This is a genomic window from Nocardia sp. bgisy118 (assembly GCF_057708605.1).
The window spans coordinates 96697-117165 of the sequence record NZ_JBYISM010000023.1; the positions used below are offsets into that span (position 1 = coordinate 96697).

General features: G+C 67.8%; 22 protein-coding genes. 7 read left to right on the plus strand and 15 right to left on the minus strand.

The genetic code is table 11. The features are described from left to right. Positions 1–123: 123 nt before the first annotated feature. From AC3EO7_RS25740 to AC3EO7_RS25770, 7 genes are all read right to left on the minus strand, one after another. Positions 124–942 (minus strand): SDR family oxidoreductase, encoded by an 819-nt coding sequence (locus AC3EO7_RS25740; protein ID WP_435592595.1) that lies wholly within the window; start codon positions 940–942, stop codon positions 124–126. Between the two features lie 182 nt (positions 943–1124). Next, positions 1125–1763, minus strand: coding sequence for a TetR/AcrR family transcriptional regulator (locus tag AC3EO7_RS25745; protein ID WP_431970541.1), 639 nt, complete (start codon positions 1761–1763; stop codon positions 1125–1127). 114 nt (positions 1764–1877) lie between these two features. Beyond that, positions 1878–2771 (minus strand): ABC transporter permease, encoded by an 894-nt coding sequence (locus AC3EO7_RS25750; protein ID WP_431970542.1) that lies wholly within the window; start codon positions 2769–2771, stop codon positions 1878–1880. Beyond that, on the minus strand, positions 2768–3694 hold the full coding sequence (locus AC3EO7_RS25755) for an ABC transporter permease (RefSeq protein WP_431970543.1): 927 nt from the start codon (positions 3692–3694) through the stop codon (positions 2768–2770). Before AC3EO7_RS25755 ends, AC3EO7_RS25750 begins: the two co-directional genes overlap by 4 nt. 47 nt (positions 3695–3741) lie before the next feature. Further along, positions 3742–5274, minus strand: coding sequence for an ABC transporter substrate-binding protein (locus tag AC3EO7_RS25760; RefSeq protein WP_431970544.1), 1533 nt, complete (start codon positions 5272–5274; stop codon positions 3742–3744). Further along, positions 5271–6260 (minus strand): oligopeptide/dipeptide ABC transporter ATP-binding protein, encoded by a 990-nt coding sequence (locus AC3EO7_RS25765; protein WP_431970545.1) that lies wholly within the window; start codon positions 6258–6260, stop codon positions 5271–5273. Before AC3EO7_RS25765 ends, AC3EO7_RS25760 begins: the two co-directional genes overlap by 4 nt. Beyond that, positions 6260–7219, minus strand: a complete 960-nt coding sequence (locus AC3EO7_RS25770; RefSeq protein ID WP_431970546.1) for an ABC transporter ATP-binding protein — start codon at positions 7217–7219, stop codon at positions 6260–6262. Before AC3EO7_RS25770 ends, AC3EO7_RS25765 begins: the two co-directional genes overlap by 1 nt. A gap of 312 nt (positions 7220–7531) precedes the next feature. Here AC3EO7_RS25770 and AC3EO7_RS25775 point away from each other — a divergent pair, with 312 nt between their 5' ends. Both AC3EO7_RS25775 and AC3EO7_RS25780 read left to right on the plus strand, forming a co-directional pair. Further along, entirely contained in the window at positions 7532–9043 is a 1512-nt protein-coding gene (locus tag AC3EO7_RS25775) for an AMP-binding protein (RefSeq protein ID WP_431970547.1), read from the plus strand. Continuing rightward, the gene (locus tag AC3EO7_RS25780; protein ID WP_435592596.1) at positions 9040–9999 is read left to right on the plus strand and encodes a phosphotriesterase family protein; all 960 of its coding nucleotides are present in this window, start codon (positions 9040–9042) and stop codon (positions 9997–9999) included. The genes AC3EO7_RS25775 and AC3EO7_RS25780 overlap by 4 nt, the downstream gene beginning before the upstream one ends. A gap of 24 nt (positions 10000–10023) precedes the next feature. On the opposite strand, the gene AC3EO7_RS25785 is transcribed toward AC3EO7_RS25780, so the two are convergent. Together AC3EO7_RS25785 and AC3EO7_RS25790 are read right to left on the minus strand one after the other, a co-directional pair. Next, positions 10024–11256: an NAD(P)/FAD-dependent oxidoreductase gene (locus tag AC3EO7_RS25785; protein WP_435592597.1), complete on the minus strand. Its 1233-nt coding sequence runs from the start codon at positions 11254–11256 to the stop codon at positions 10024–10026. Between the two features lie 254 nt (positions 11257–11510). Next, a complete protein-coding gene (locus tag AC3EO7_RS25790; RefSeq protein ID WP_431970550.1) occupies positions 11511–12044 on the minus strand; it encodes a DUF4334 domain-containing protein in 534 nt (177 codons plus the stop codon). A 91-nt stretch (positions 12045–12135) separates the two neighbouring features. On the opposite strand from AC3EO7_RS25790, the gene AC3EO7_RS25795 reads away from it, so the two are divergent. Next, a complete protein-coding gene (locus AC3EO7_RS25795) occupies positions 12136–13146 on the plus strand; it encodes an AraC family transcriptional regulator (protein WP_435592598.1) in 1011 nt (336 codons plus the stop codon). Between the two features lie 212 nt (positions 13147–13358). Here the strand turns inward: AC3EO7_RS25795 and AC3EO7_RS25800 are convergent, their stop codons facing one another. From AC3EO7_RS25800 to AC3EO7_RS25810, 3 genes are all read right to left on the minus strand, one after another. After that, complete coding sequence (locus tag AC3EO7_RS25800) at positions 13359–13610, minus strand: FDXHR family putative zinc-binding protein (protein WP_431970552.1); 252 nt, start codon at positions 13608–13610, stop codon at positions 13359–13361. Positions 13611–14158: 548 nt separating this feature from the next. Next, positions 14159–14635: a nuclear transport factor 2 family protein gene (locus AC3EO7_RS25805; protein WP_435592599.1), complete on the minus strand. Its 477-nt coding sequence runs from the start codon at positions 14633–14635 to the stop codon at positions 14159–14161. Continuing rightward, entirely contained in the window at positions 14635–15468 is an 834-nt protein-coding gene (locus AC3EO7_RS25810) for a TIGR03619 family F420-dependent LLM class oxidoreductase (RefSeq protein ID WP_431970554.1), read from the minus strand. The genes AC3EO7_RS25805 and AC3EO7_RS25810 overlap by 1 nt, the downstream gene beginning before the upstream one ends. 66 nt (positions 15469–15534) lie before the next feature. Between AC3EO7_RS25810 and AC3EO7_RS25815 the strand changes: the two genes are divergently transcribed. Continuing rightward, the gene (locus AC3EO7_RS25815; protein WP_435592600.1) at positions 15535–16344 is read left to right on the plus strand and encodes an SDR family NAD(P)-dependent oxidoreductase; all 810 of its coding nucleotides are present in this window, start codon (positions 15535–15537) and stop codon (positions 16342–16344) included. A gap of 7 nt (positions 16345–16351) precedes the next feature. Further along, a complete protein-coding gene (locus tag AC3EO7_RS25820) occupies positions 16352–16978 on the plus strand; it encodes a TetR/AcrR family transcriptional regulator (protein ID WP_435592601.1) in 627 nt (208 codons plus the stop codon). A gap of 41 nt (positions 16979–17019) precedes the next feature. Here the strand turns inward: AC3EO7_RS25820 and AC3EO7_RS25825 are convergent, their stop codons facing one another. The 3 genes from AC3EO7_RS25825 to AC3EO7_RS25835 all read right to left on the minus strand — a co-directional run bounded on the left by AC3EO7_RS25825 (position 17020) and on the right by AC3EO7_RS25835 (position 19250). Further along, the gene (locus AC3EO7_RS25825) at positions 17020–17601 is read right to left on the minus strand and encodes a YdcF family protein (RefSeq protein WP_431970557.1); all 582 of its coding nucleotides are present in this window, start codon (positions 17599–17601) and stop codon (positions 17020–17022) included. Positions 17602–17849: 248 nt separating this feature from the next. Further along, positions 17850–18188 (minus strand): histone-like nucleoid-structuring protein Lsr2, encoded by a 339-nt coding sequence (locus AC3EO7_RS25830; protein ID WP_431970558.1) that lies wholly within the window; start codon positions 18186–18188, stop codon positions 17850–17852. A 258-nt stretch (positions 18189–18446) separates the two neighbouring features. After that, positions 18447–19250: an IclR family transcriptional regulator gene (locus tag AC3EO7_RS25835; RefSeq protein ID WP_431970559.1), complete on the minus strand. Its 804-nt coding sequence runs from the start codon at positions 19248–19250 to the stop codon at positions 18447–18449. A 207-nt stretch (positions 19251–19457) separates the two neighbouring features. Between AC3EO7_RS25835 and AC3EO7_RS25840 the strand changes: the two genes are divergently transcribed. Next, positions 19458–19928: a hypothetical protein gene (locus AC3EO7_RS25840; RefSeq protein WP_431970560.1), complete on the plus strand. Its 471-nt coding sequence runs from the start codon at positions 19458–19460 to the stop codon at positions 19926–19928. A 7-nt stretch (positions 19929–19935) separates the two neighbouring features. Further along, positions 19936–20439, plus strand: a complete 504-nt coding sequence (locus AC3EO7_RS25845; RefSeq protein ID WP_435592602.1) for a hypothetical protein — start codon at positions 19936–19938, stop codon at positions 20437–20439. The last annotated feature ends 30 nt before the right edge of the window (positions 20440–20469 follow it).

Sequence of the window (20469 nt, forward strand, 5' to 3'; positions counted from 1 at the left end):
TCGCCCTGCATCCAGGTCGAACGCTAATCGAACATGATTTCATCATCAAGTTTCCCCGCGCACGCGGCCCGAACCCCCGCTCGCACCGAGGTTCAGGCCACGTTCACCGTTCGACGACGCGATTCACTCCGCCGTCTGCAACAGCGCGGCCTGGTAGCGGCGCATGCCACCCAGCCACCTGTCGTAGTCCGCCCCTTTGCCGCGGTACATCTGGAGCACCTCGGGATGCGGCAAGATCAGGAAACGCTCCTCGTCGACGGCGTCCAGTACCACCGTCGCGACCGCCTCCGGGCTCAACACCGCCCCGGCGGTGGTGACCGCCCTGGTCGCCGCCGCACCGAGCACGTCTCCCGACTCGGCTCCCGCGCGCAGCAGCTTCGTCTCGACGCCCATCGGGCACAGGCAGCTCACCCGAATTCCGTTGTCGCCGTAGGTGACCGACAACCACTCGGCGAACCCGACGGCCGCGTGCTTGGTGACCGCGTACGCGGCCGAACCGATCTGGGTCAGCAATCCCGCCGCGGAGGCGGTGCTGACGAAGTATCCCTCGCCCCGTTCGAGCCAGCCGGGGACCAGCAGCCGGGCGGCCCGCACGTGGGCGTTGACATTCACATCGATCGCGGTGTCCCAGCCCGCGTCGTCGCCGAGACCGACCGGTCCGCTGACGCCCGCGTTCGCGAAGTACAGGTCGACCGGACCGAACTCGTCCTCCGCGCGCGCGATCAACCCGCTGATCTGCGCCGCGTCGGACACGTCCGCCCCGACAGCCACCGCCGAGCCGGGGGCGTCTTCCGGAATGGACCGAACGAGAGACTCGGCCGCGTCGGCGTCCAGATCGGCGACCACCACCCGCGCACCCTCGTGCACCAAGAGCCGCGCGATCGCGCCGCCGATCCCGCCGCCGCCTCCAGTGACAATCGCGGTTCTTCCAGCGACCTTCACGAACATCTCCTTCCGAGATTCCCCTGGCGCGAGCGATCCCCCGGTCGGCCACGCCGGGCCGAGCATCCAACAAACTTGAATCCTACGTCAATTTCAAGTTTGGACAAGGGGGGCCGCCGATTGGGAAAGGAGCAGGCACACGGCCCGGCTATCCCAGGGAAACAGGGTTCGGAGAGTGCGAATCAGTCCGATTCGAGCTGCAGAGCGTTCACCCACAGCTGTGTGAGGGTGGTGACGAGTTTCTCGAACGGGATGCGATGACCCTGGACGAAGACCGTATAGGCCATCCGGCTGACCATCACCGACAAAGCGTGCGCGGTGATCATGGGGTCGAGGTCGGCGCTCGCCCGGCCGGATTCCTGCAGCTCGCTGATCATCTTCGCGTTGCGCGCCGCGAAAGCCTTCCCCCGTTCGATGCGCAGCCTGCGGAAGTCCTCGTTGATCAAGGAGACCTCTTCGAACACGGCCATCAGGCGCGCGTTGCGCTTGTAGGAGCGCAGGTACTCCCGGTTGGCCGCCTCGATGAGGTCGCGCGGGTCGGTGACGCCGGTGCGCTCGCGAACGTGCGGGTGCAGCATCTCTTCCTGCACCTGCTCGACGACCGCCGCGAAGATCTCTTCCTTGCTGTCGAAATAGGTGTAGAACGACCCCGAGGCCGTCCCGGCGGCTTTCGAGATCTCGGAGATCTTGGCGTCGAGGTACCCGTCGCGCTCGAATACCTCCCGTGCCGCGGTGATCAACGCGGTGCGCGTCCGTTCGCCGCGCTTGGTGCGCGGGACGCCTTTCCGAGGCTCGGCCTCGCTCACAACGGGCTCGGACACCAACGCTGGCCACTCACTGTCGGTCGATGGGACGGTTGACGTGTTCACCGTATCACCGCCCCGGCAGCGTCGGACGCACCTCCGTCCTGCGCGCGAAGTGCGCCCGTACCAGGGCTATTCGGCTTCTCGCCGGGACTGTTCGGCCGCACGGGCCGAGCCGAGCTCGGAAAAGCGATCTCGAACTTCGTCGCCGATCCGATACGTGGCCATGACCGCGACCGCGATCAGCGCGCCCGGTGCGAGCACCTGATTCGGGGCGCCGAGTATGTGCTGGTAGGCGTTGTTCAAATCGCCGCCCCAGCTCGGCGTCGGCGGCTGGATGCCGAGGCCGATGAACGACAACGCGGCTTCGATGGCGAAGGCGAGTCCGGAGAACAGCGTGGCCTGCACTATCACCGGTCCCGCCGCGTTGGGCAGGACGTGCCGCAGCAGCGTGACGTGCGTCGGACAGCCGGCCAGCTGCGCGCCGAGCACGTACTCCGAACGCCTGATCTGCGCCACTCCCCCTGCGGTAAGCCGTGCGATGACGGGAGCGAACACGACGCCGACCGAGCACATGGCCGTCACCAGATCCGGTCCCAGCACACCGGTGATGGCCACAGCCAGCACCAGCGCCGGGAACGCCAGGAATGCATCCGCCGCGCGCAGCAACAACATTCGCAACCAGGCCGGACCGTATCCGGCGCCGAGCCCCCATGGCAGCCCGACCGCGAGCCCGACGCCGACCGCGATGGCCACCGCGACGAAGGAGGACCGTCCGCCCCAGATCAACCTGCTCAGCACATCCCGGCCGTAGCTGTCCGTCCCGAGCAGATGCGCACCGCTCGGGCCTGCGAACCTGTTCGTCAGATCTTGGTCGGTCGGGCTGTACGGCGTCACCAGCGGCGCCAGCACCGCGAGCACGATCAGGATGCCGAGTATCGCGAGGGCGAGCCAGAACCCGGTGCGGGACCGCCGCCGGGCGTCACCGGTCGAGCGAGTTCCGCCGGCCAGTGTCACGGTGCTCATGCGTTCGCCTCCGCTCGGAGCCGGGGATCGAGGAATCCGGTGGCCGCGTCGACCACCACGTTGATGCCGAGCACGATCACGACGTAGGTCAGCACGATGCCTTGCAGCATCGGATAGTCGCGGGTGTCGATGGCGGTGACCAGTGCGCCGCTCATGCCGGGCAGCACGAAGATCTGCTCGAGCACAACGGTGGCGCCGAGCAAGCCGATCGCGAGCAGCCCGTACACCGTCACGACGGTCGTCGACACGTTACGTAGCGCGTAACGCCACACGATCGTGCGCTCACGCAGTCCCATGGCCCGCGCGGCGCGCACGTATTCGCTGGACAGCGCGTCGATCATCGCGGCACGCACCTGACGCACCACGATCGCGCTCGCGCCCGCCGCCAGTGCCGCCGCGGGGAGGACCAGGTGGCGCAGATTCGCCACCGGGTCCTTGCCGAAAGGTACATAACCCAAGGCGGGAAACAACCCGAGGCCGACGGCGAACACGTCGATCAAGACGATGGCCAGGAAGAATTCCGGTATCGCGAGCCCGATTCCGGACGCCGCGCGAACGACCCCGTCGGACCGGCGGCCTGCCCGATACGCGGTCCAGACACCGAGCGGCACCGCGACCACGGCCGACAGCGCCAACGCGAGCCCGACGAGTTCCGCGCTGACCGGCAAGCGGTGCAGCACCTGATCGGTGACGGGCGCGTTGTTGACCAGGGAGGTCCCGAGGTCGCCTCGGATCACCCCGCTCAACCACCGGAGGTACTGCTCGGGCAGCGGTTTGTCGAGACCGAGCCGCTGCTCGATGACCGCGGGATCGACATCGGTGCTGCTCACTCCGATCAGCGCCTCGGCGGGCCCGCCCGGCACGAGATGGATCAGGCCGAAGGTCATCACCGTCGTCAGAAACGCGGTGAGCAGGATCGACACCGATCGCCCGAGTATCGGCCCGACCGGCCGACGAGGACGGATCCGCTTCATGACACGGCCAGGTACGCGAGTTCGGGCGATCCGCTGAGCGAGGGAACCACTCCCTGCACGCGCTGCGTGTAGGCGATCACCGCGGGACCGTGGTAGAGCGGGATGAATTCGGCTTGTTCGACGATGATCCGGTTGATCTTCTTGACGACCTCGAGCTGTTCGCCGTCGGTGTAGGTGTTGTTGAGCTGTGCGATGAGCTGGTCGAGTTGCGGATTCGGCGCGGCGTTCTGCCGGTAGTAGGAGGTCGGACCCAGCAGGGCGCTGTAGTTGAGCGGCGCCGACGCCTGCGAAGGCCATCCGACACTGAAGACGTCCGCGCCGTTGTGCGCTACGAACTGCGAAATAGCCTGCGGACCGGGAACGTTGGTGAATTCGACGTCGATGCCGACCGCTTTCCACTGCTCCGCGACCAGCAGTGCGTTGGTGGAGAACGGCGGCGCGGCGGCGGCGATGCCTCGCACGTGCACGCCGTTCGGGTAGCCGGCCTCGGCGAGCAACCGCCGCGCCTTGTCCGGATCGTAGGGCCAGGCGTTGTCGCTGGCGGAATCATGGAAGGTCGCCCCCGGCGGGTAGACCGACCAGGCGGGAGTGCCCGCGTCGCTGTTCAGCGCGGCCGTGGCGATGGCCTTGCGGTCCAACGCGTACTCCATCGCCAACCGTACCTTCGGGTTGTCGACCGGGTGGTTCTTGGTGTTGATCACCACCGCGGTGAAGCCGAGTTGCCGATGCCGTTCCACAGTGATGCCCGGCAGGCGCTCGAGCGCGGGCGCCGCGGATTCGCCGATCCCGAAGGCGAAATCCGCTGTCCCTGAGGTCAAGGCGTTCGTCAGTGCCGTGTCGCTGGTGATGATCGCGATATCAATGCCCGCCGCTCGCGGTGCGGGGTCGCTCACCGGCTGGTATCCGGCGAACCTCGTGAAGGAGTATTCGCTGTTGGGCACCGCGCGCGCGAGCTGGTAGGGCCCGGCGCCGACCGGATGGTTACCGAATTCGTCACCGTACTGTCGCAGCGCGGCGGGCGAGACGACGAAACCCAGACGGGTGCTGAGGTAGCCGGGCAGCCCAGAAGTCGGGCTGCTCAACTTGATCGATACGGTGTCCGCGCCCTGGACGTCGATGCTCTTGATCGACGGAACGGACACCAGACCGGTGCCGAGACAATGCTGCATGCTGGCCTTCACCGCTTCCGCGTCCACGGGTGTGCCGTCGTGGAAAGTCAGGCCCGATCGGAGTTTCATCGTGAAGGTGAGTTTGTCGGCTCCGGCGAACTCCCACGAGGTGGCGATCCCCGGTTGCGGTGCGAGAGTTTGCGGGTCGGTATCGATGAGCGGGGCGTACAGCAGCTTGAGATAGGTCAGGTCGTACCCCGAATTGCCCCGGCAGGGGTCGAACGAACTGGGCGTCTGCCGCGTGGCGACCTTGATGGTCGCGTTCGGGTCCGGCGCGGACGCGGAGGGGTCGGCGCCGCAGGCGCCGAGCACGAGAGTGAGTGCGGCCGCCGCCCCGGCGGCGATCAGTTTCCGGTTCATCGCGATTCTTCTTTCCGGTCCGCGGCGGGACCAAGCGCGGATTGCCACGCCTCGATGGCTTGCTGGCGAAAATGGCATGCTGCCGAATGGTTTTCGGTGTCGTCGGTCAGTGCGGGGGTGGTCGCGGCGCAGCGATCGGTGGCCAGTTGGCACCGCGTACGGAATCGGCAGCCCGACGGTGGGTTACGCCGATCGGGAATCTCGCCGCGCAGCAGCAGCCCGCGCCTGTCCTTGCGCACACGAGTCGGATGGGGCACGGCCGCGAGTAGTGCCTGGGTGTAGGGATGCCGTGGCGATTCGAGCACGGACGCGGTCGGTCCCAGCTCCACCAGCTTGCCCATGTACATGACGCCGACTCGATCGGCGATGCGCGCCACCGAACCCAGGTCGTGTGAGATGAACACGTAGGTCAGCCCGTGCTCGTCGCGCAGTTCGGCCAGCAGCGCGAGCACTTCGGACTGCAGGGACACGTCCAACGACGCGACCGGTTCGTCGCACAGGATCAACTCCGCGCGCGACGCCACCGCCCGGGCGATGGTCACGCGCTGCCGTTGACCGCCGGACAGCTGCGCGGGCTTGCGGTCGGCCAGCTCGTCGCCGAGGCCGACCCGGCGCAGCAGCTCGACCGCGGCCGGGCGCGCCGATCGCGGTATCCGCAACCGGCGCGGCGCCATCGGCTCGGCGACACACTGCCAGACCGCCATCCGGGGGTCGAGCGCCGACCGCGGATCTTGAAAGATCACATGGGATGTCCCCGCGGTGCGGTCGTGCGCGCCCGGGACGCGGTCGATCGATCCCGCGGCCGGCGTGACGAGTCCGGCGAGAGCGTGGGCCAGGGAGGTCTTTCCCGAGCCGGATTCGCCGATGACGGCGAACGTTTCGCCGCGGTACAGAGAAAAGCTCACGGTGTCGACCGCGCGCAACCGGTCGGCGCCGCCGCCGTAGTCGACGACCAGATCGCGGACGTTCATCAGGATCTCGGTCATCAGGCCGCCAACCCGGCCAGTTCGAGGTCGCCGGCGCGCAGGCAGCGCGTCGCCGACCGAGCGTCGCCGATCAGATCCGGATGTGTCGTCCGGCAGGCATCGATGGCGTACTGGCACCGGGTTCGATAGAAGCACCCGTTCCCGTCGCGCGTGGACTCGTGTGCCGGCCGCACGACCGTCGGCGCGGTCTCGCGACTCGATGCCTGGAGCAACGCCTGTGCGTAAGGGTGGGCCGGACGACGCAGCAACTCGTCGCGGACGGCGATATCGACGACTTCTCCCGAGTACATGGTCACGACGCGATCGCAGAGCTCGGTGATCACGCCGATGTCGTGGCTGATCAGCAGCACGGCCAAGTCCTCGTCCACGGTGAGCCCCCGGAGCAGCTCGAGGATCTGCGCCTGGATGGTGACGTCGAGTGCGGTCGTCGGTTCATCGGCGATCAGTAGTTTCGGTCTGCACGCCAATGCCATCGCGATCATGACCCGCTGGCACATGCCACCCGACAGTTCGTGGGGATAGGAGCGAATCAGGCGCCCCGAGTCGGCCAAGCCGACCTTTTCGAGCAGCTCCGCGGTCCGTGCGCCGATCTGGGCCGATGTCATCTTCTCGTGCGCCCGAAGCACATTCGCGATCTGACGTCCGACCGTCATGACCGGATTGAGCGACGACCGCGGCTCCTGGAAGATCATGCTGACTTCGCGTCCGCGCAGGGCGCGCAACCTGTCGGGCGTCGCCGTCAGGAGATCCTCGCCGCAGAAGTCGATGCGGCCCGTCACCCGGGCATCGGGCGGGTGTAGCCCGAGGACGCCGAGTCCCGTCAGCGTCTTCCCGCTGCCGCTCTCCCCCACGAGCCCGACGACTTCGCCAACGGCCACTTCGAACCCGACGTCGCGAAGCAGGCCGCCCACTGCGGGCAACGACAGCGACAGTTCTTCCACCCTCAGCAAGGCGGCCATATTCTTCTCCCGATCTTCCTGTCGGCCAGGATGTTCCGGCGGCGATCGATGTGCCGATCGTCACCGGGTCCGCGGGGCGGGATCAGCCGAGAGGACGGTTCGGTGTGACGATCAACACATCCGCTGGGCGGACTCTAATTGAATCTGGCGTCAAGTTCAATAGCGGTTTCACCGAAGTTTGGCGGGCGCGACAACCCACGCTTCGCCGAATCGACACGATTGAAGTTGACGCCGGATTCATATATCGTGCGACCGTACGTGACCCCCGTCACACGCCTGTCCCTGTCCGGTCTCAACCTGTCTGGATGTGCCATGACCAATGTCGCCGACCGTTTCTGGCAGCACGCCTCCGAGCGCCCCGACGCCATCGCGCTGCGCATCGGGGACGAGCGCATCACCTATCTCGACCTCGCACATCGCAGCGCCGCCTTCGGTGGCCTTCTCACCGATTCCGGTGTGGCAGCGGGCGACCGCGTGCTGCTCGTCGCGCCGACCGTCCCGGAGTTCGTCGTCGCCTACCTCGGGGCCCATCTCGTGGGGGCCGTCGCCATTCCGGTGAACACCATGGCCACCGCGCCCGAAATCGGCTATGTGCTGGACGATTCCGGCGCCCGCCTCGCCATCGCCTGGCACGCGGCGCAGGCCGCAGCGCGGCAGGCGGCGGCCGAGCGCGACATTCCGCTGCTCGTGCTCGAACCCGGCGCGTACACCGAGCCGACGCGGGTGGTCGCCGAACCGGTCCGGCGCAACCCCGACGACACCGCGATCCTGCTGTACACCTCGGGCACCACGGGCAAGCCGAAAGGCGTCGAGCTCACCGTCTCGAATCTGATCGAGACCGCGCGGATCTTCATCGGCCAGCTGCAGCTCACACCGGAGGAACGGTTCGGCACCGGATTGCCGCTGTTCCACGTATACGGCCAAGCGGTGTGCCTGATCACGGCGCTGCACGCGGGATGCTCGTTCTCGATGGTGTCACCGTTCCAGCCGCAGGCGATGATCGAGATGATCAGAGACCACCGCCTCACCGTGGTCTCCGGCGTGCCGACGATGTGGAACGCCATGCTGCACACCGCCGGTGACTACGGCCCGGACGACTTCGCCAGCCTGCGACTGGCCGCCTCCGGCGGGGCGTCGCTTCCCGCCGAGGTCATCCGCGCCTTCTCGGATCGGTTCGGCTGCACCATTCTGGAGGGTTACGGACTCACCGAATCCAGTGGCGCCGCGACCTACAACGCGCTGGATCGTGAGCGGCGGGTCGGATCGGTGGGGGTCGCGTTGCCGGGGACCTCGATCGAAGTTCGCGATCCGGAGGGCGACGTCCTGCCCGCGGACGCCGTCGGCGAGCTCTTCCTCCGCGGACCCAGCGTCATGAAGGGGTATTGGAACCGCCCCGATGCCACCGCCGCCGAACTGTCCGGAGGATGGCTGAAGACCGGCGACCTGGGACGCGTCGATGCCGACGGTTACGTCTATATCGTCGACCGCGCCAAGGACCTCATCATTCGCGGTGGATACAACGTCTATCCGCGGGAAGTCGAAGAGGTGCTCTACGAGCATCCGGACATCGTGGAAGTGGCGGTCATCGGCATTCCGGACGACCACTACGGCGAGGAGGTGGGCGCTGTCGTGGCCGCCGCGCCCGGGGCGCGTCTCGATCCGCAAGAGCTGCGGGCCTGGGCGAAGGAACGCCTGTCCGCCTACAAGGTCCCGCACCGCTTCGCCTTCGTCGACCAGCTGCCCAAGGGCGCCACCGGCAAGATCCTCAAACGCGCGCTCGACCCCACCGTGTTCACCGCCGCGACGGACAAGGTCGCCGGATGACACAAGTACCCACCGTGACCGGAACAATCGACTCGAGCGAGCTCGGCCGCGTGCTCGTCCACGAGCACGTCTTCGTGCTCGGCACGGAGTTCCAGCAGAACTACGGCGACTGGGACGAGGACGCGCGCATCGACGACGCCGTCCGCCAGTTGGAGGAGCTCCATTCGCTCGGCATCGACACCATCCTCGACCCGACCGTGCTCGGGCTCGGCCGCTACATTCCGCGCATCCAGCGGATCGCGGCCCGGACACGATTGCAGATCGTCGTCGCCACGGGCGTGTACACGTACAACGACGTACCCTTCCAATTCCATTACAGCGGACCGGGTTTGACATTCGACCAACCGGAGCCGATGGTCGACCTGTTCGTCAGGGATCTGACGGAAGGCATCGCGGACACCGGCGTCCGCGCCGGATTCCTCAAGTGCGCCATCGAAGAACCCGGTCTGACTCCCGGCGTGGAACGGGTGATGCGCGCGGTAGGGCAGGCCGCGGTGCGCACCGGGGCTCCCGTGACCGTGCATACCAACCCGCACACCCGATCCGGTCTCGTTGCGCAACGGGTGCTCGCCGAGGAGGGCGTGGATCTGAGCCGCGTGGTGATCGGGCACTCCGGTGACTCCACCGATCTCGAGTACCTGTCCGAATTGGCCGACGCCGGTTCGTTGCTCGGCATGGACCGCTTCGGCGTCGATGTCCTGCTCCCCTTCGAGGACCGGGTGAACACGATCGTGGAGCTGGTGCGCCGCGGCTACCGCGACAAGATCGCCATCGCGCACGACGCGGCCTGCTTCATCGACTGGTTCCCGCACGAGGCGAAGACCCAGATGGCACCCAAGTGGAACTACCGCCACATCAGCGAGGACGTCATCCCCGCGCTGCTGGCGAAGGGACTCACCGACGACGACATCGACGCGATCCTGGTCCGCAATCCGCGTCGCTACTTCGAGAAATGAGTCCTCGGGTACCGGATGCCTGCGTCAGCGGAACCGGTCGGCGCGAAACGGTGTGAGCACTGGCGGACAGGCGCCGTCGAGGATGTAGCCGGTCAGCGCTTCGGCGGCGGGCGAGGCCAGGGTCATGCCGAGCATGGACAGTCCCGTGAGGAGGTAGGTGTCGGGGTGGCCGGGCAGGCGGTCGATGATCGGCAGCCCGTCGGGTGTCAACGGTCGCCGCCCGCTCCAAAGGCGCTGCCGATCGGTCCAATCGATGCCGTCGAGCATGACCGCCGCGTTGCGCGCGATCGGCGCCAGACGCTCGGCGCTCAGCCGCGCCGAAGGGCCGAAGTCCATGCCCGATGCGATGCGCAGGCGGCCACCGATCGGCGAACACGCGATGTGCGCGTCGAGCAGCAGGATGGACCGCCGCACCGCGGTGGCGACGGGAACATCGAAGCTGTAGCCGCGCCCGCCGATCAGCGGGAATCGCTTGCCGATCAGCGCGGTGCTCGCACCGGTCGCGACGATCACCACATCGGCGTAGCGGCGGCCGTCGCGCATCTCGACTCCGGCCCGTGGGCCGGGCTCGGCCAACCCGGCGACGAGGCTGTCTTCCTCGATGCGCACTCCCTGTGTTCGCAGGTAGGCGGCCAGCGCGGTGAGGAAGGCGCCCGGGTCGATCTGCACGTGATCGCGCAGTTCCACGCCGGAGCGCACCTGCGCCGACAGCGCGGGTTCCAGCGCGCGCAGCGCGTGGGCGTCCAATACGGTCCGGGATATCGCGAATCCGGCGGTGCGGAACGGTTCGAGGGTGTGGGTGAACGCCTCGACGGTGCGGATATCGCGCGCCACGGCCAGCAAACCGGCGTCGCTGCGGGTGAATTCGACGCCGTCGGCGGCGAGCTGATCCAGCAGCGGGAAACAGCGGGTGCCGAGCTCGGCCAACGCCAGGGTGCCGTCACGGTAGCGGCGGGCGGTGGAGTGCCGCGCGAAAGACACCAGCCATGGCATGAGGCGTGGGTAGTCCCGCAACGCGATATGAGTGGCCGAATCGGCAGAGCGTATGTGCCGCAACCCATCCCGCAGCAGTCCTGGTTCGGGCAGCGGTCCGGTCTGGACGGGGTCGACCCAACCGGCGTTGCCGTGTGAAGCACCGGCGCCGACGTGCTCGGCTTCCACGACGGTGACGTCGACGCCGCGCCGCGCCAGGTGATAGGCGGCGCTGAGCCCGGCGATCCCGGCGCCAACGACCAGTGCGGTGCGCGGCGTGTTCACGCGCGCTCCGGTTCCCCGGCGGCGCGCCCGCCACGCGATCGGTGGCCGTCCGGCGAGAGGTCGAGAGGCAAGGGCTTTCCTTCCAATAGACCGGACAGCAGGGTGCGATCAGCGGTACAGCGGTCGGCTTCCAGCATCATCGCACCGGCGCGGACCGGACCTGGTCGAACATGCCGGGCAGATCGCGATCGCCGAAGCCCGCATCCATCGCCGGCCGAACGTTGCGATGGTGATTTCTCGAGCCGAACGCCCGGTCAGTCTCGGGACAGGATGAAGAAGTACGGCTCCGGGCGGTCGCGGAAGTCCATGAGGCCCAGTACGGTGTCGTCGTCGACTCGCCGGAAGACGTCGATGATCGGGAGATGGTCGTAGATCATTGCCGCCGTCACGACGCCTCGATGCTCGATTTCACGCAAGCGCGCCCGGTACTTCCTGGTGCGCACCGCGGGCTTCACGGCGCCGAGCAGCCTCCGGCCTCGGCCGACGACCGAAGCGGACACCCGGTGGGCGACGCCGAGCGGCACCAGCTTCGGGTCGACGGCGAAGATCTCGCCGGAAGCATCGACGAACAGGAGCGGGTGGACGCGCTCGACGCCGTCGAATTGCTTGCCGTACCACCCCGACGCTTCCAGGAGGCCGTCCATGCGGTGGCCCGTCGCCAGTTCCCTGCCGTGCCATCGGCCGGTGAGGTCGGTGGCACGCACCGGGGGAAGTCCGTCGAACAGCGCCAATGCCGCCTCTCGGGTGCACGCGGGTTCGAAGGCGGCGAGTTGGTCGGTGGTTGTCATGTGCTCTCACGCTAGAAGGCCGGACGTGTCCATGCCATGAGGTCGACGGCCAGAACTTGACTTTTTCGGCCACGCTCTCGACAGTTGGCAGATGACCACCCGGCTCAACATGCCGCGCTCGATCGCCAGCGCGGCGATTCTGGTCGAACTCGCCATGGAGCACGGCATGACCGTCGAGCAGTGCCTGGACGGCACGGGCATCGCCCCGGCCGCGCTGCCCGATCCGGAATCGGAAATCCTTGCGCGCCAAGAGCTTCGACTGGTTCACAACCTGGTCACCGCGATCGGGCACGTTCCCGCGCTCGGTTTGGAGGCGGGCCGCCGCTACCCCCTGTTCGTCCACGGCATCTGGGCCTTCGCGGTGATCAGCAGCCCCACGGTGCGGCATGCCTGGCGGATCGGCGTCGACCACATCGATATCGGCTATTCCTTCGCCCGCTGGCGCTTCGAGGTGCACGCTGGCGACGGGGTCGCCACCATCGACGACTCCGCCGTCCCCGCCGGGGTGCGCACATTCCTGCTCGAACGCGACATCGCCGAGATGGCCGCGATCGCCAAGGAGGTGTTCGGCGGTACCGTGACGCCCACCCGCGTCGAGCTGGCCTGTCCTCCACCGCCGTACGCCGACCAGTTCGGCGCACTGCTCGGCATGGAGCCGGAATTCGACGCTCCGGTGACGAAGGTCGTCATGGCCCAGGATCTACTCGATCTGCCCCTCCCTCAGGCGAACCCGTACACCGCCGCCTTCGCCGAGCGGCAAGCCGCCGAGATCATGCAGCAGCGCCGCAAGCGGCAGGGACTCGCGGCCCAGGTCCGGGAGGCCTTGCTCACCCTCGGTGTCGCCTCGGGCCTGGACGAGGTCGCCGCCGAACTGCGCATGAGCACCCGCACGCTGCGGCGCCGACTCACCGACGAAGGCACCTCCTACCGTGAACTCGTCGCCGAGACCCGCCAGATGCTGGCCGAGGAGCTGTTGTCCATCGGCGCCACCGTCGAAGACGTCGCCGGCCGCCTCGGCTACTCCGACGCCTCCAGCTTCACCCACGCCTTCACCCGTTGGACGGGCGTCACACCCGGTCGCTTCGCCCGCGCAGCCCGCTGACGCCCTGACGATTACGCTGCGTCCCGTGGTGTTGCCCGCCGCCCATACGTCAGCGGCCCAGTTGATTCTCGATGACGGGGGTTCGGGCGGTAGCTCCCGCCGCGATCATCACGGCGGGAGCGTAACGGCTGACCACGCAGGTCAACGCGCTCAACGGGCGCGGCTGTTTTCGATGATCATGGACAGCAACCAGCGTCCGGGCCGGAGAACGCTCACGCGAGGGCCTTCTCCGGTAAGCCCCAGCAGGGGTAGTCGCGGGCGGCGTCGACGAGGCCGACGCTTTGCGGTGTGCGGCAGACGACGTGTGGTTTGTGTCGGTAGTCCACGACCAGATGTAGATTCGCCGCTTTTTCGCCCGTGAATGTCTGATGGCATTGGGAGCAGTGGCACACGTTGTGCGCGCTCAAGGGCCACCAGCACTCGCACCCTCGGCATTTCACCGTCTCCGCCGATTTCGTCTTCATGATCACTCACCCACTCGCGCTGCCGCGCCGCGGTCCGCCATCACCTTGGCCGTACCCGCGTCGTGCTGCGTCACACCCTTCGTCTTCGATCGCCGAGCGGGGTCTCCGGCAGCGCTGTCGACCACGGGAGTCGATCCTGTCCTGACGTCGTCATTCCATGCCCGGCTCGGCGACCCCGACGGTAGCGTACGCGTCGAACTCGGTGTTCGCCGGATTGTGTTGCCCGGTCCCCGATCTGATGGGCCGACCTGCGAACCGATGCGTCCGACAGCGATTCGCCGCGTCAGCGAATATCGGACGGATGCTCGCACGTGACAGAACTGCGCCCATCGGCGCCGGGGAGTTGTGCAGATTCCGTTGTGCGCGGCCTTCGCCACGTTCGTGCTCTACGCGCAGGTTCGCCTTGGATTGGGAGACACCGGATTCGGGACCGTCCTCTCCGCCCACGCCGGGTCCATGGTCAGCGCGACGTCGGCGGCTCCTTGTCGCCCGCTACGGGTTCGGCGGTGCGAGTGGAACTGCCGCATCGCCGAATCGACCTGGGTCGCTCATCGGTTCAACGCGAGCAGCTCACGGCTCTCGGGAGTGCCGTCGAGGGCACGCGTGACGCGACGCAGGATCTTCCATCCGTCGGCGGTGCGGGTCAGCTCGAATCGGTTGGCTCCGGCGCGGGAGACGACGAAGCGGCCGTCGCGGTGCACGACCAGTAGCGACTCGCACACCGCCGTGGCGCGGTCGCCCTCGATGACGGTCGCCACCGGGCCGAGGAAATGGGTGCAGCCCCGCTCGACGAGTCCGCGGTGTTCGGCGGAGCAGACCATCGCGTGCACCTCGTCGCGGCCGTTCATGGACCAGCCTTCGACGTCGTAGGTTCCGTCTTCGGTCCACAACTCCGCCGCCGCGTCGGCGTCGGCGGCGTCGACCGCGGGACCGTAGCGGGCGACGAGTTTGCCGATCGCCAGTTCGTCTTCGACTCGTCGGAGGCGTCGCTCCCATTCCGCCGGGACAGTGGGCACGGGTGTCATCAGTGGTCGATCCTTTCGGTGAGGGCGCGCAACGCTTCCAGTTGCTCGCAGTAGTTCGCGGCGGACGTCGCCTGGACGGTGCAGGTCACGGCGGTCGCTCCGGCGTCGCGAAGGCGCTGGAGCGTCCGCCCGGCAGCGCGGGGATCGCTCAGCGGGTCGAGCGGGCGGCCGGTGCCGAGCACGACGTCGAATCCCGCGGGTAACTCGACGCGACCGAGCATGGTCTCGATGCGCTCGGAGCTCAGGCCGAACGGCATCCAGCCGTCGCCCAGTTCGACCGCGCGGCGCAACGACCGCGGCGTCCGGCCGCCGACCCAGAGCGGTACGTGATCCCTTGTCGCCGACGGCGACACGACCATGCCCGACACCTCGGGACGGCCCCAGACCGAACGCAATTCGCGCATCCGCGCGTCGGTGACCGCGCCTCGGTCCTCCCACGGCGCTCCCAGGAGTTCGAACTCTTCACGCAACGAACCGACACCCACGCCGAGCACGACGCGCCCGCCGCTGAGCCGGTCGAGGGTGCCGTACCGCTTCGCGATCTCCAGCGGGCGGTGATACGGCAGGACGAGGACCGAGGTGACCAGGCGGATCCTGCGTGAGCGTGCGGCCAGAAACGACAACGTGGCCAACGGATCCCAGTAGGTGCCGCCGCGCGTCGCCGCGGCGTCGATCGGCACGGCCACGTGCTCGGAGCAGGTGATGTAGTCGAAACCGAGCTCGTCCGCGCAGGACGCCACCCGACCGAGTTCGTCCGGACCCGCCACGGCCTCCCAGGCCGCGGCCGTTCCCGGGACCGCGGTGACCACTGGAGCCGACAAGCCGATGCGCATGGCAGCAGTTATACGCTACAGTCCACCCCGATTACTAGAATGAATTCTAATTGTGGAGGTCATTCCGTGGACGACTCGCTCGCTCGATACGGGCCGTGGGCCCTGATCGCCGGGGGTTCCGAGGGTGTCGGCGCCTCGTTCGCGCACCACCTCGCCGCCGCGGGCATCAACCTCGTTCTCGTCGCCCGGCGCGCCGATCCGCTGCGCGAGACGGCCGAGGCCTGCCGGGCTTCGGGTGTCGAAGTTCGGACACTCGCCGTCGACCTCGCGGACCGTGGTGCGGCCGCACTCGTCGCGGGCGCGGTCGACGACCTCGACATCGGCTTGCTCGTGTACAACGCGGGCGCCGACACCCACAGCGCGCGGTTCCTCGACGGCGACCTGGCCGCATTCGACCGGGTCATCGACCTGAACGTGACCACCCCGCTCGGGCTGGTGCACCGCTTGACGCCCGGCATGGTGGCGCGGGGGCGTGGCGGAGTGATCCTGGTCGGCTCGATGGCAGGCTATCTCGGCTCGAGTCAGCACACCGTGTACGGCGGCGTCAAAGCATTCGGCCGCATCTTCGCCGAGGGCTTGTGGCTGGAACTTCGCGAGCACGGCGTCGACGTCCTCGAGCTCGTCCTCGGCGTCACCCGCACACCGGCGATGCGGCGGGCCGGGCTGAATTTCGACGTGCCCGGACTGCCGGTCGCCGAGCCCGATCAGGTCGCCGTCGAGGGCTTGCGGGCGCTGCCGCACGGACCGGTGCACATCGTCAGCGGCAACGAGCGCCTGGTCACCGCGCGCAACGACGCCGACCGCGCGCGGGCCGTGCTCGGCGCTCACCGGGCCATGCAACGGCTCATCGGCGCCACGGCCGACGATGGATCATGATCGTCCGGTGCCCCGTACCCACGACATGCGCAAGCTCGCCGAGCCACGCACCCCGAGCCAGCGTGAGCGGTGCCACCGAATGCTGCGCGCCGCAGCCGAACTCGGCGCCCGCCACGGGCTGGAGCAGGTCCAGATCAGCGATATCGCCGCCCGCGCAGGCGTCGCCGTAGGGACGCTGTACCGCTACTTCCCCTCCAAGCACCACCTCTACGCCGCGCTACTCGCCGACCGAGTCGAGCGAATGCCGATCCCCGGGAGCTCGGCCACCACCGCGACCGCCGCCGTGGCCGAGGCCATGGGAACCGCCGTGCGGCGCATGCTCACCAGCGTCCCGCTGGCCCGCGCCATGATCGTCTCGATCAACGTGGTGCGCAACGAATACGGGCTCAACCCGCCGTTCGCGATCGACCAGCGCATCCTCGACATCGCCGCCCTGCAACGCGCCACGGCCGAGGACCGGCGGCTGGCCCGACTCGTCGAACAGGCCGTCTACGGAGTTCTCACCTGGGCCACCGCCGGGGAGATCACCCCGGAGCAGGCCGTCGACGACGTCCAACGCGCCTGCGAACTCCTGCTCGCGCCGTGGCAACGGCGGGCCCGCACAATCGACGGCGTCGGAGGCGGTGACCAGTAGCTCAGCGTGACAGTCGGCGGCGGGCCGGACGACGCCGCGCGTCACGGACGGTCGCGAACGGCTTTCAGCAGACCGTAGAGGGCGAAGAGAGGTTTCAGCGGCATCCAGTCGCCGAACCGGTACTCCGCTCCCCTGACCAGGCGGGACGCCAGGTGGGGCGACTGCTGCGCGAGATAGTGCCGAGCCTTCGCGGCATGGGACGGCAACGAGACGATCTTGATCCGATCGACGTCGTTCAGGTACGGAATCGCGAAAGCGACATTCTCCCAAGTGGTCCGGCTCAGATCCTCCAGGACGAGCTCACCGCGGTACCCACGGGTCCGCGTGGCGTACTCGGCCATCAGCGACGCCTCGGTGCGTGGCCCCGCGCACGCGCCCCCGCACAGCACGAGCCGACTCTCGACCGCCGCCGGGTCGATGGATCGCAGGCCCGCACGAACGCGCCACCGGTTCATGGCGTTGGCGCGCGCGCCCGGGTTGCGATACCCGAGGACCACGACGGCTTCGGAGGTGCCGGGCACGGACCCGACGAGCCTGCGGGAAGCACGCCAGTTCGCCCACTCGCCCCACAGCATCAGCAGCGCGAGACCGGCGGTGGTCGTCAGCCAGGTCCGTTTCCCCACGACTTCCAGCCAAGCACACGCGTCAAGAGAGATCAGCGCTCTCGCTCAGGATGCGCCAACCAGCGCCATCCGCGCCCGCGTGGTTCAGGTTGCGAATTCCCAGTTCAGAGCCTTGTGCGTCCGGAATGACGCGCTGACCGCGTCTCGGAAGGCCACCGAGGTGGCTGGAGCACCGTGCTGGAACCTGAGCCAAGGGCCGACCGGACCGCCGGCCCCCGCCCGACCGCACACCCTTCGGGACTCGCCGGTTACGAAGCGGCCTTCTCGTACGCCGCAACGAGATCGGACGGCACCCGTCCGCGACTGGGCACCGCGAGACCGTTCGCCCGCGCCCACTGACGAACCACGCCCGCCTCGGGTCCGCGCGTATTCGTCGGCACGATGGTGGCGCTGCGCCGACGTCCCACTTTGCCGACTTGACGACCGAACGGAATCCACTCGCCGAACACTTCCCGCAAGCGAGCCGCGTTCTCCTCGGACAAGTCGATCTCGTAGCCGACTCCATCGACAGCGAACGTCACCGTTTCCACCGCGGGTGAACGTCCGTCGAAATCATCGATCACTGTGACAACCACTCTGCGTGCCATCGACATCCACTCCCAACTCATCGAATCGACCGACCGACCCCTGCAGAACCGGAGAGCGACGCGATCCAGACAGCTCGAAACCATCTCTGTTCTGGGACTCTCCGTCCAGACGCAGGATGGTACGCGCGTTCGGTCCGAACGCGGAATCGATGTCCGCTCCGGAACTTCCGAGGTCCTCTGCCGGACACAGCAGTCGGCACACTCCGTTCGACGCGGGGGCGAGCGACGTTCCCGGAAACAGGCGGCGCCGCAGGCGATCTACGCGATGAAGCCGGTCATCTCCCGCGCCGCGGCGAGCAACGGTCCTCGTAGTGCGCGGACTCGGTCGGGAGGGAGCCGGTCGTTCACGGCGGAGATGGTGACCGCCATGTAGGGCTGGCGCGTCCGGGACGGTACCGGCGCCGCCATCCCCGTCACTCCGGGTAGCACGGTGTCGGTGTCGAAGCACCACCCGTGTTCCCGGACGCCGGCGATCTGCCTCCGCACCGAGGAGAGGCGCGCGGAGAAGTTCGACACGTCGAATCCCAGTCTCTCGCGGCGGGGTTCGTTGGCGCGCAACTGCGCTTCGACCTCGTCGGGGGCGTGCCAGGCCAGCAGCGCGATCCCGGCATAGGTGACGCCGAGCGGCACCGTCTCGCCCACTTCGACGACTCGGGCGCGAATCGGGTACGAACCTTCGGCGCGAATCAGGTAGTGCAGTCCACCCAGCTGGCGAATGGCGATGTAGACCGTGTCGCCGGTGCTGTCGGCTAGTCGCTGCGCGCATCGTTCGATGCCGCCGTAGTCGCCGATGGGCGACGGGGCGCTCAGCCCGAGCGCGTAGAGGGCGGGGCCCAGGCTGTATTTCTTCGCACGCTGCTCGACGTATCCGATCTCGATCAGTTCCTGCAGAAGCCTGTGCACGGTGGGTCGCGACAGGCCGGTCGCCTGGGTCACGTCGATCAAACGGGCTCCCCACGATCCGTGGAGTGCGACCGCCTCCAGGATCGTCGCGACCCGGTTCAGCACGCTCGTCCGCGACGTGTCGCCGCCGGACTCCTCCGATTCCTCGCTCTGCACCACGCTATGACCTTAGCAAAAGTCCATTCAACGGACTATTTTCACAAATATGCCCTATGCCATAAACCAGTGGTTGACAGATTGGTCAATTCCGTTTGATGATGTCTTCGGCGCGAATACGGGCCGCCGTCACCGGTCTGACCGCGCACAAACTGGACTTCAGAAAGTCCATTCAATGAACTTTTCGCCCAATACCGAGGAGGAACGCCGGTGGGCACACCCGTATCCGACGGCTCGTACGACGACCGCGCCACCCGCACGATCAAGGTGTTCATCGCGCTGAGCTTCTTCGGAGAATTCAACTTCCTCCTCCTCGGCCTGATCCTGTTTCCCGATCACGGCACGCTGGTGTGGCGGGTGGTCTGGACGCTCGGCCTGTGCGGCATCGGCATGGGGGCGGCGGTCGGCGGACTCACCTACCTCGTCACCGCCGGGCGACGCCCCGGCAGTCCCGCGGGGTTCGCGCTCACCGCGGCATGCGGCGCGCTGGCATTGAGCGTGTGTCAGACCCTGTGCTGGTCGCTGGATCACAATGTCGGACTGAACTATTGGGGATCGATCGACATGCCCGAACTGTTCCTGGTGAAGGGCTACGCCTCGGCGCTGGCGGGTGGATTGCTCGGCGGCTACCTGCTCAATTCCCGGCGCGGCGCGCGGCTGCTCGACTTCGCGAGAGTCTGAGTCCGCGATGACGGGCGCCGTCACCGGCGATTTCCGAATCACGGTCTCCGCGGCCGTCATTGCCGCCGCACTGACGCTGATCGCTTGGCACGGTGCGCTTCTGGGAATGGCCGAGGGCGCCGCGGTGAAAGCGTTGGCGGCGGTGTGGTTCATGCTCGGGTGGGGTTTCGCACCCGGAGCGCTCACCGCGGTGATCGCGAGATCGGCGCTCGGACGCCTCCCCCGGGTGTGGGCCATTTCGGCGATCACCGCCGTGAGCCTGCTGCTCACGACCGGCGTGTGCTACGTCGTCTACGCCTACCTCACCGATCCCGCGTTCATGGACGCCGCCATGGGCGCACCGGCGAACAACGGGTCGGGCGCGGACCACGCGGCTCACCACTCGGGTCCCGTGGCCACGTCCTATCCCCCTCCTCGGTTCGAGGTCGTGTCGACCCCGACCTTGTGCGCCGTCGCTCTGTCTCTCGCGGGGCTCTTCACCTCGGGGCAACGTCAGACCCCGGTCCCCTAGACCGAAATCTCCAGTTCGAAAGGAAGCTGT

Bases quoted from the DNA above. Each gene is read 5' to 3' on its own strand.
- AC3EO7_RS25800 (WP_431970552.1), bottom strand. From the start codon at position 13,610: ATGAAGACGAAATCGGCGGAGACGGTGAAATGCCGAGGGTGCGAGTGC.
- AC3EO7_RS25845 (WP_435592602.1), top strand. From the start codon at position 19,936: ATGACGGGCGCCGTCACCGGCGATTTCCGAATCACGGTCTCCGCGGCC.
- AC3EO7_RS25770 (WP_431970546.1), bottom strand. From the start codon at position 7,219: ATGGCCGCCTTGCTGAGGGTGGAAGAACTGTCGCTGTCGTTGCCCGCA.
- AC3EO7_RS25750 (WP_431970542.1), bottom strand. From the start codon at position 2,771: ATGAGCACCGTGACACTGGCCGGCGGAACTCGCTCGACCGGTGACGCC.
- AC3EO7_RS25805 (WP_435592599.1), bottom strand. From the start codon at position 14,635: ATGACACCCGTGCCCACTGTCCCGGCGGAATGGGAGCGACGCCTCCGA.
- AC3EO7_RS25760 (WP_431970544.1), bottom strand. From the start codon at position 5,274: ATGAACCGGAAACTGATCGCCGCCGGGGCGGCGGCCGCACTCACTCTC.
- AC3EO7_RS25780 (WP_435592596.1), top strand. From the start codon at position 9,040: ATGACACAAGTACCCACCGTGACCGGAACAATCGACTCGAGCGAGCTC.
- AC3EO7_RS25830 (WP_431970558.1), bottom strand. From the start codon at position 18,188: ATGGCACGCAGAGTGGTTGTCACAGTGATCGATGATTTCGACGGACGT.
- AC3EO7_RS25775 (WP_431970547.1), top strand. From the start codon at position 7,532: ATGACCAATGTCGCCGACCGTTTCTGGCAGCACGCCTCCGAGCGCCCC.
- AC3EO7_RS25810 (WP_431970554.1), bottom strand. From the start codon at position 15,468: ATGCGCATCGGCTTGTCGGCTCCAGTGGTCACCGCGGTCCCGGGAACG.
- AC3EO7_RS25765 (WP_431970545.1), bottom strand. From the start codon at position 6,260: ATGACCGAGATCCTGATGAACGTCCGCGATCTGGTCGTCGACTACGGC.
- AC3EO7_RS25795 (WP_435592598.1), top strand. From the start codon at position 12,136: ATGACCACCCGGCTCAACATGCCGCGCTCGATCGCCAGCGCGGCGATT.
- AC3EO7_RS25790 (WP_431970550.1), bottom strand. From the start codon at position 12,044: ATGACAACCACCGACCAACTCGCCGCCTTCGAACCCGCGTGCACCCGA.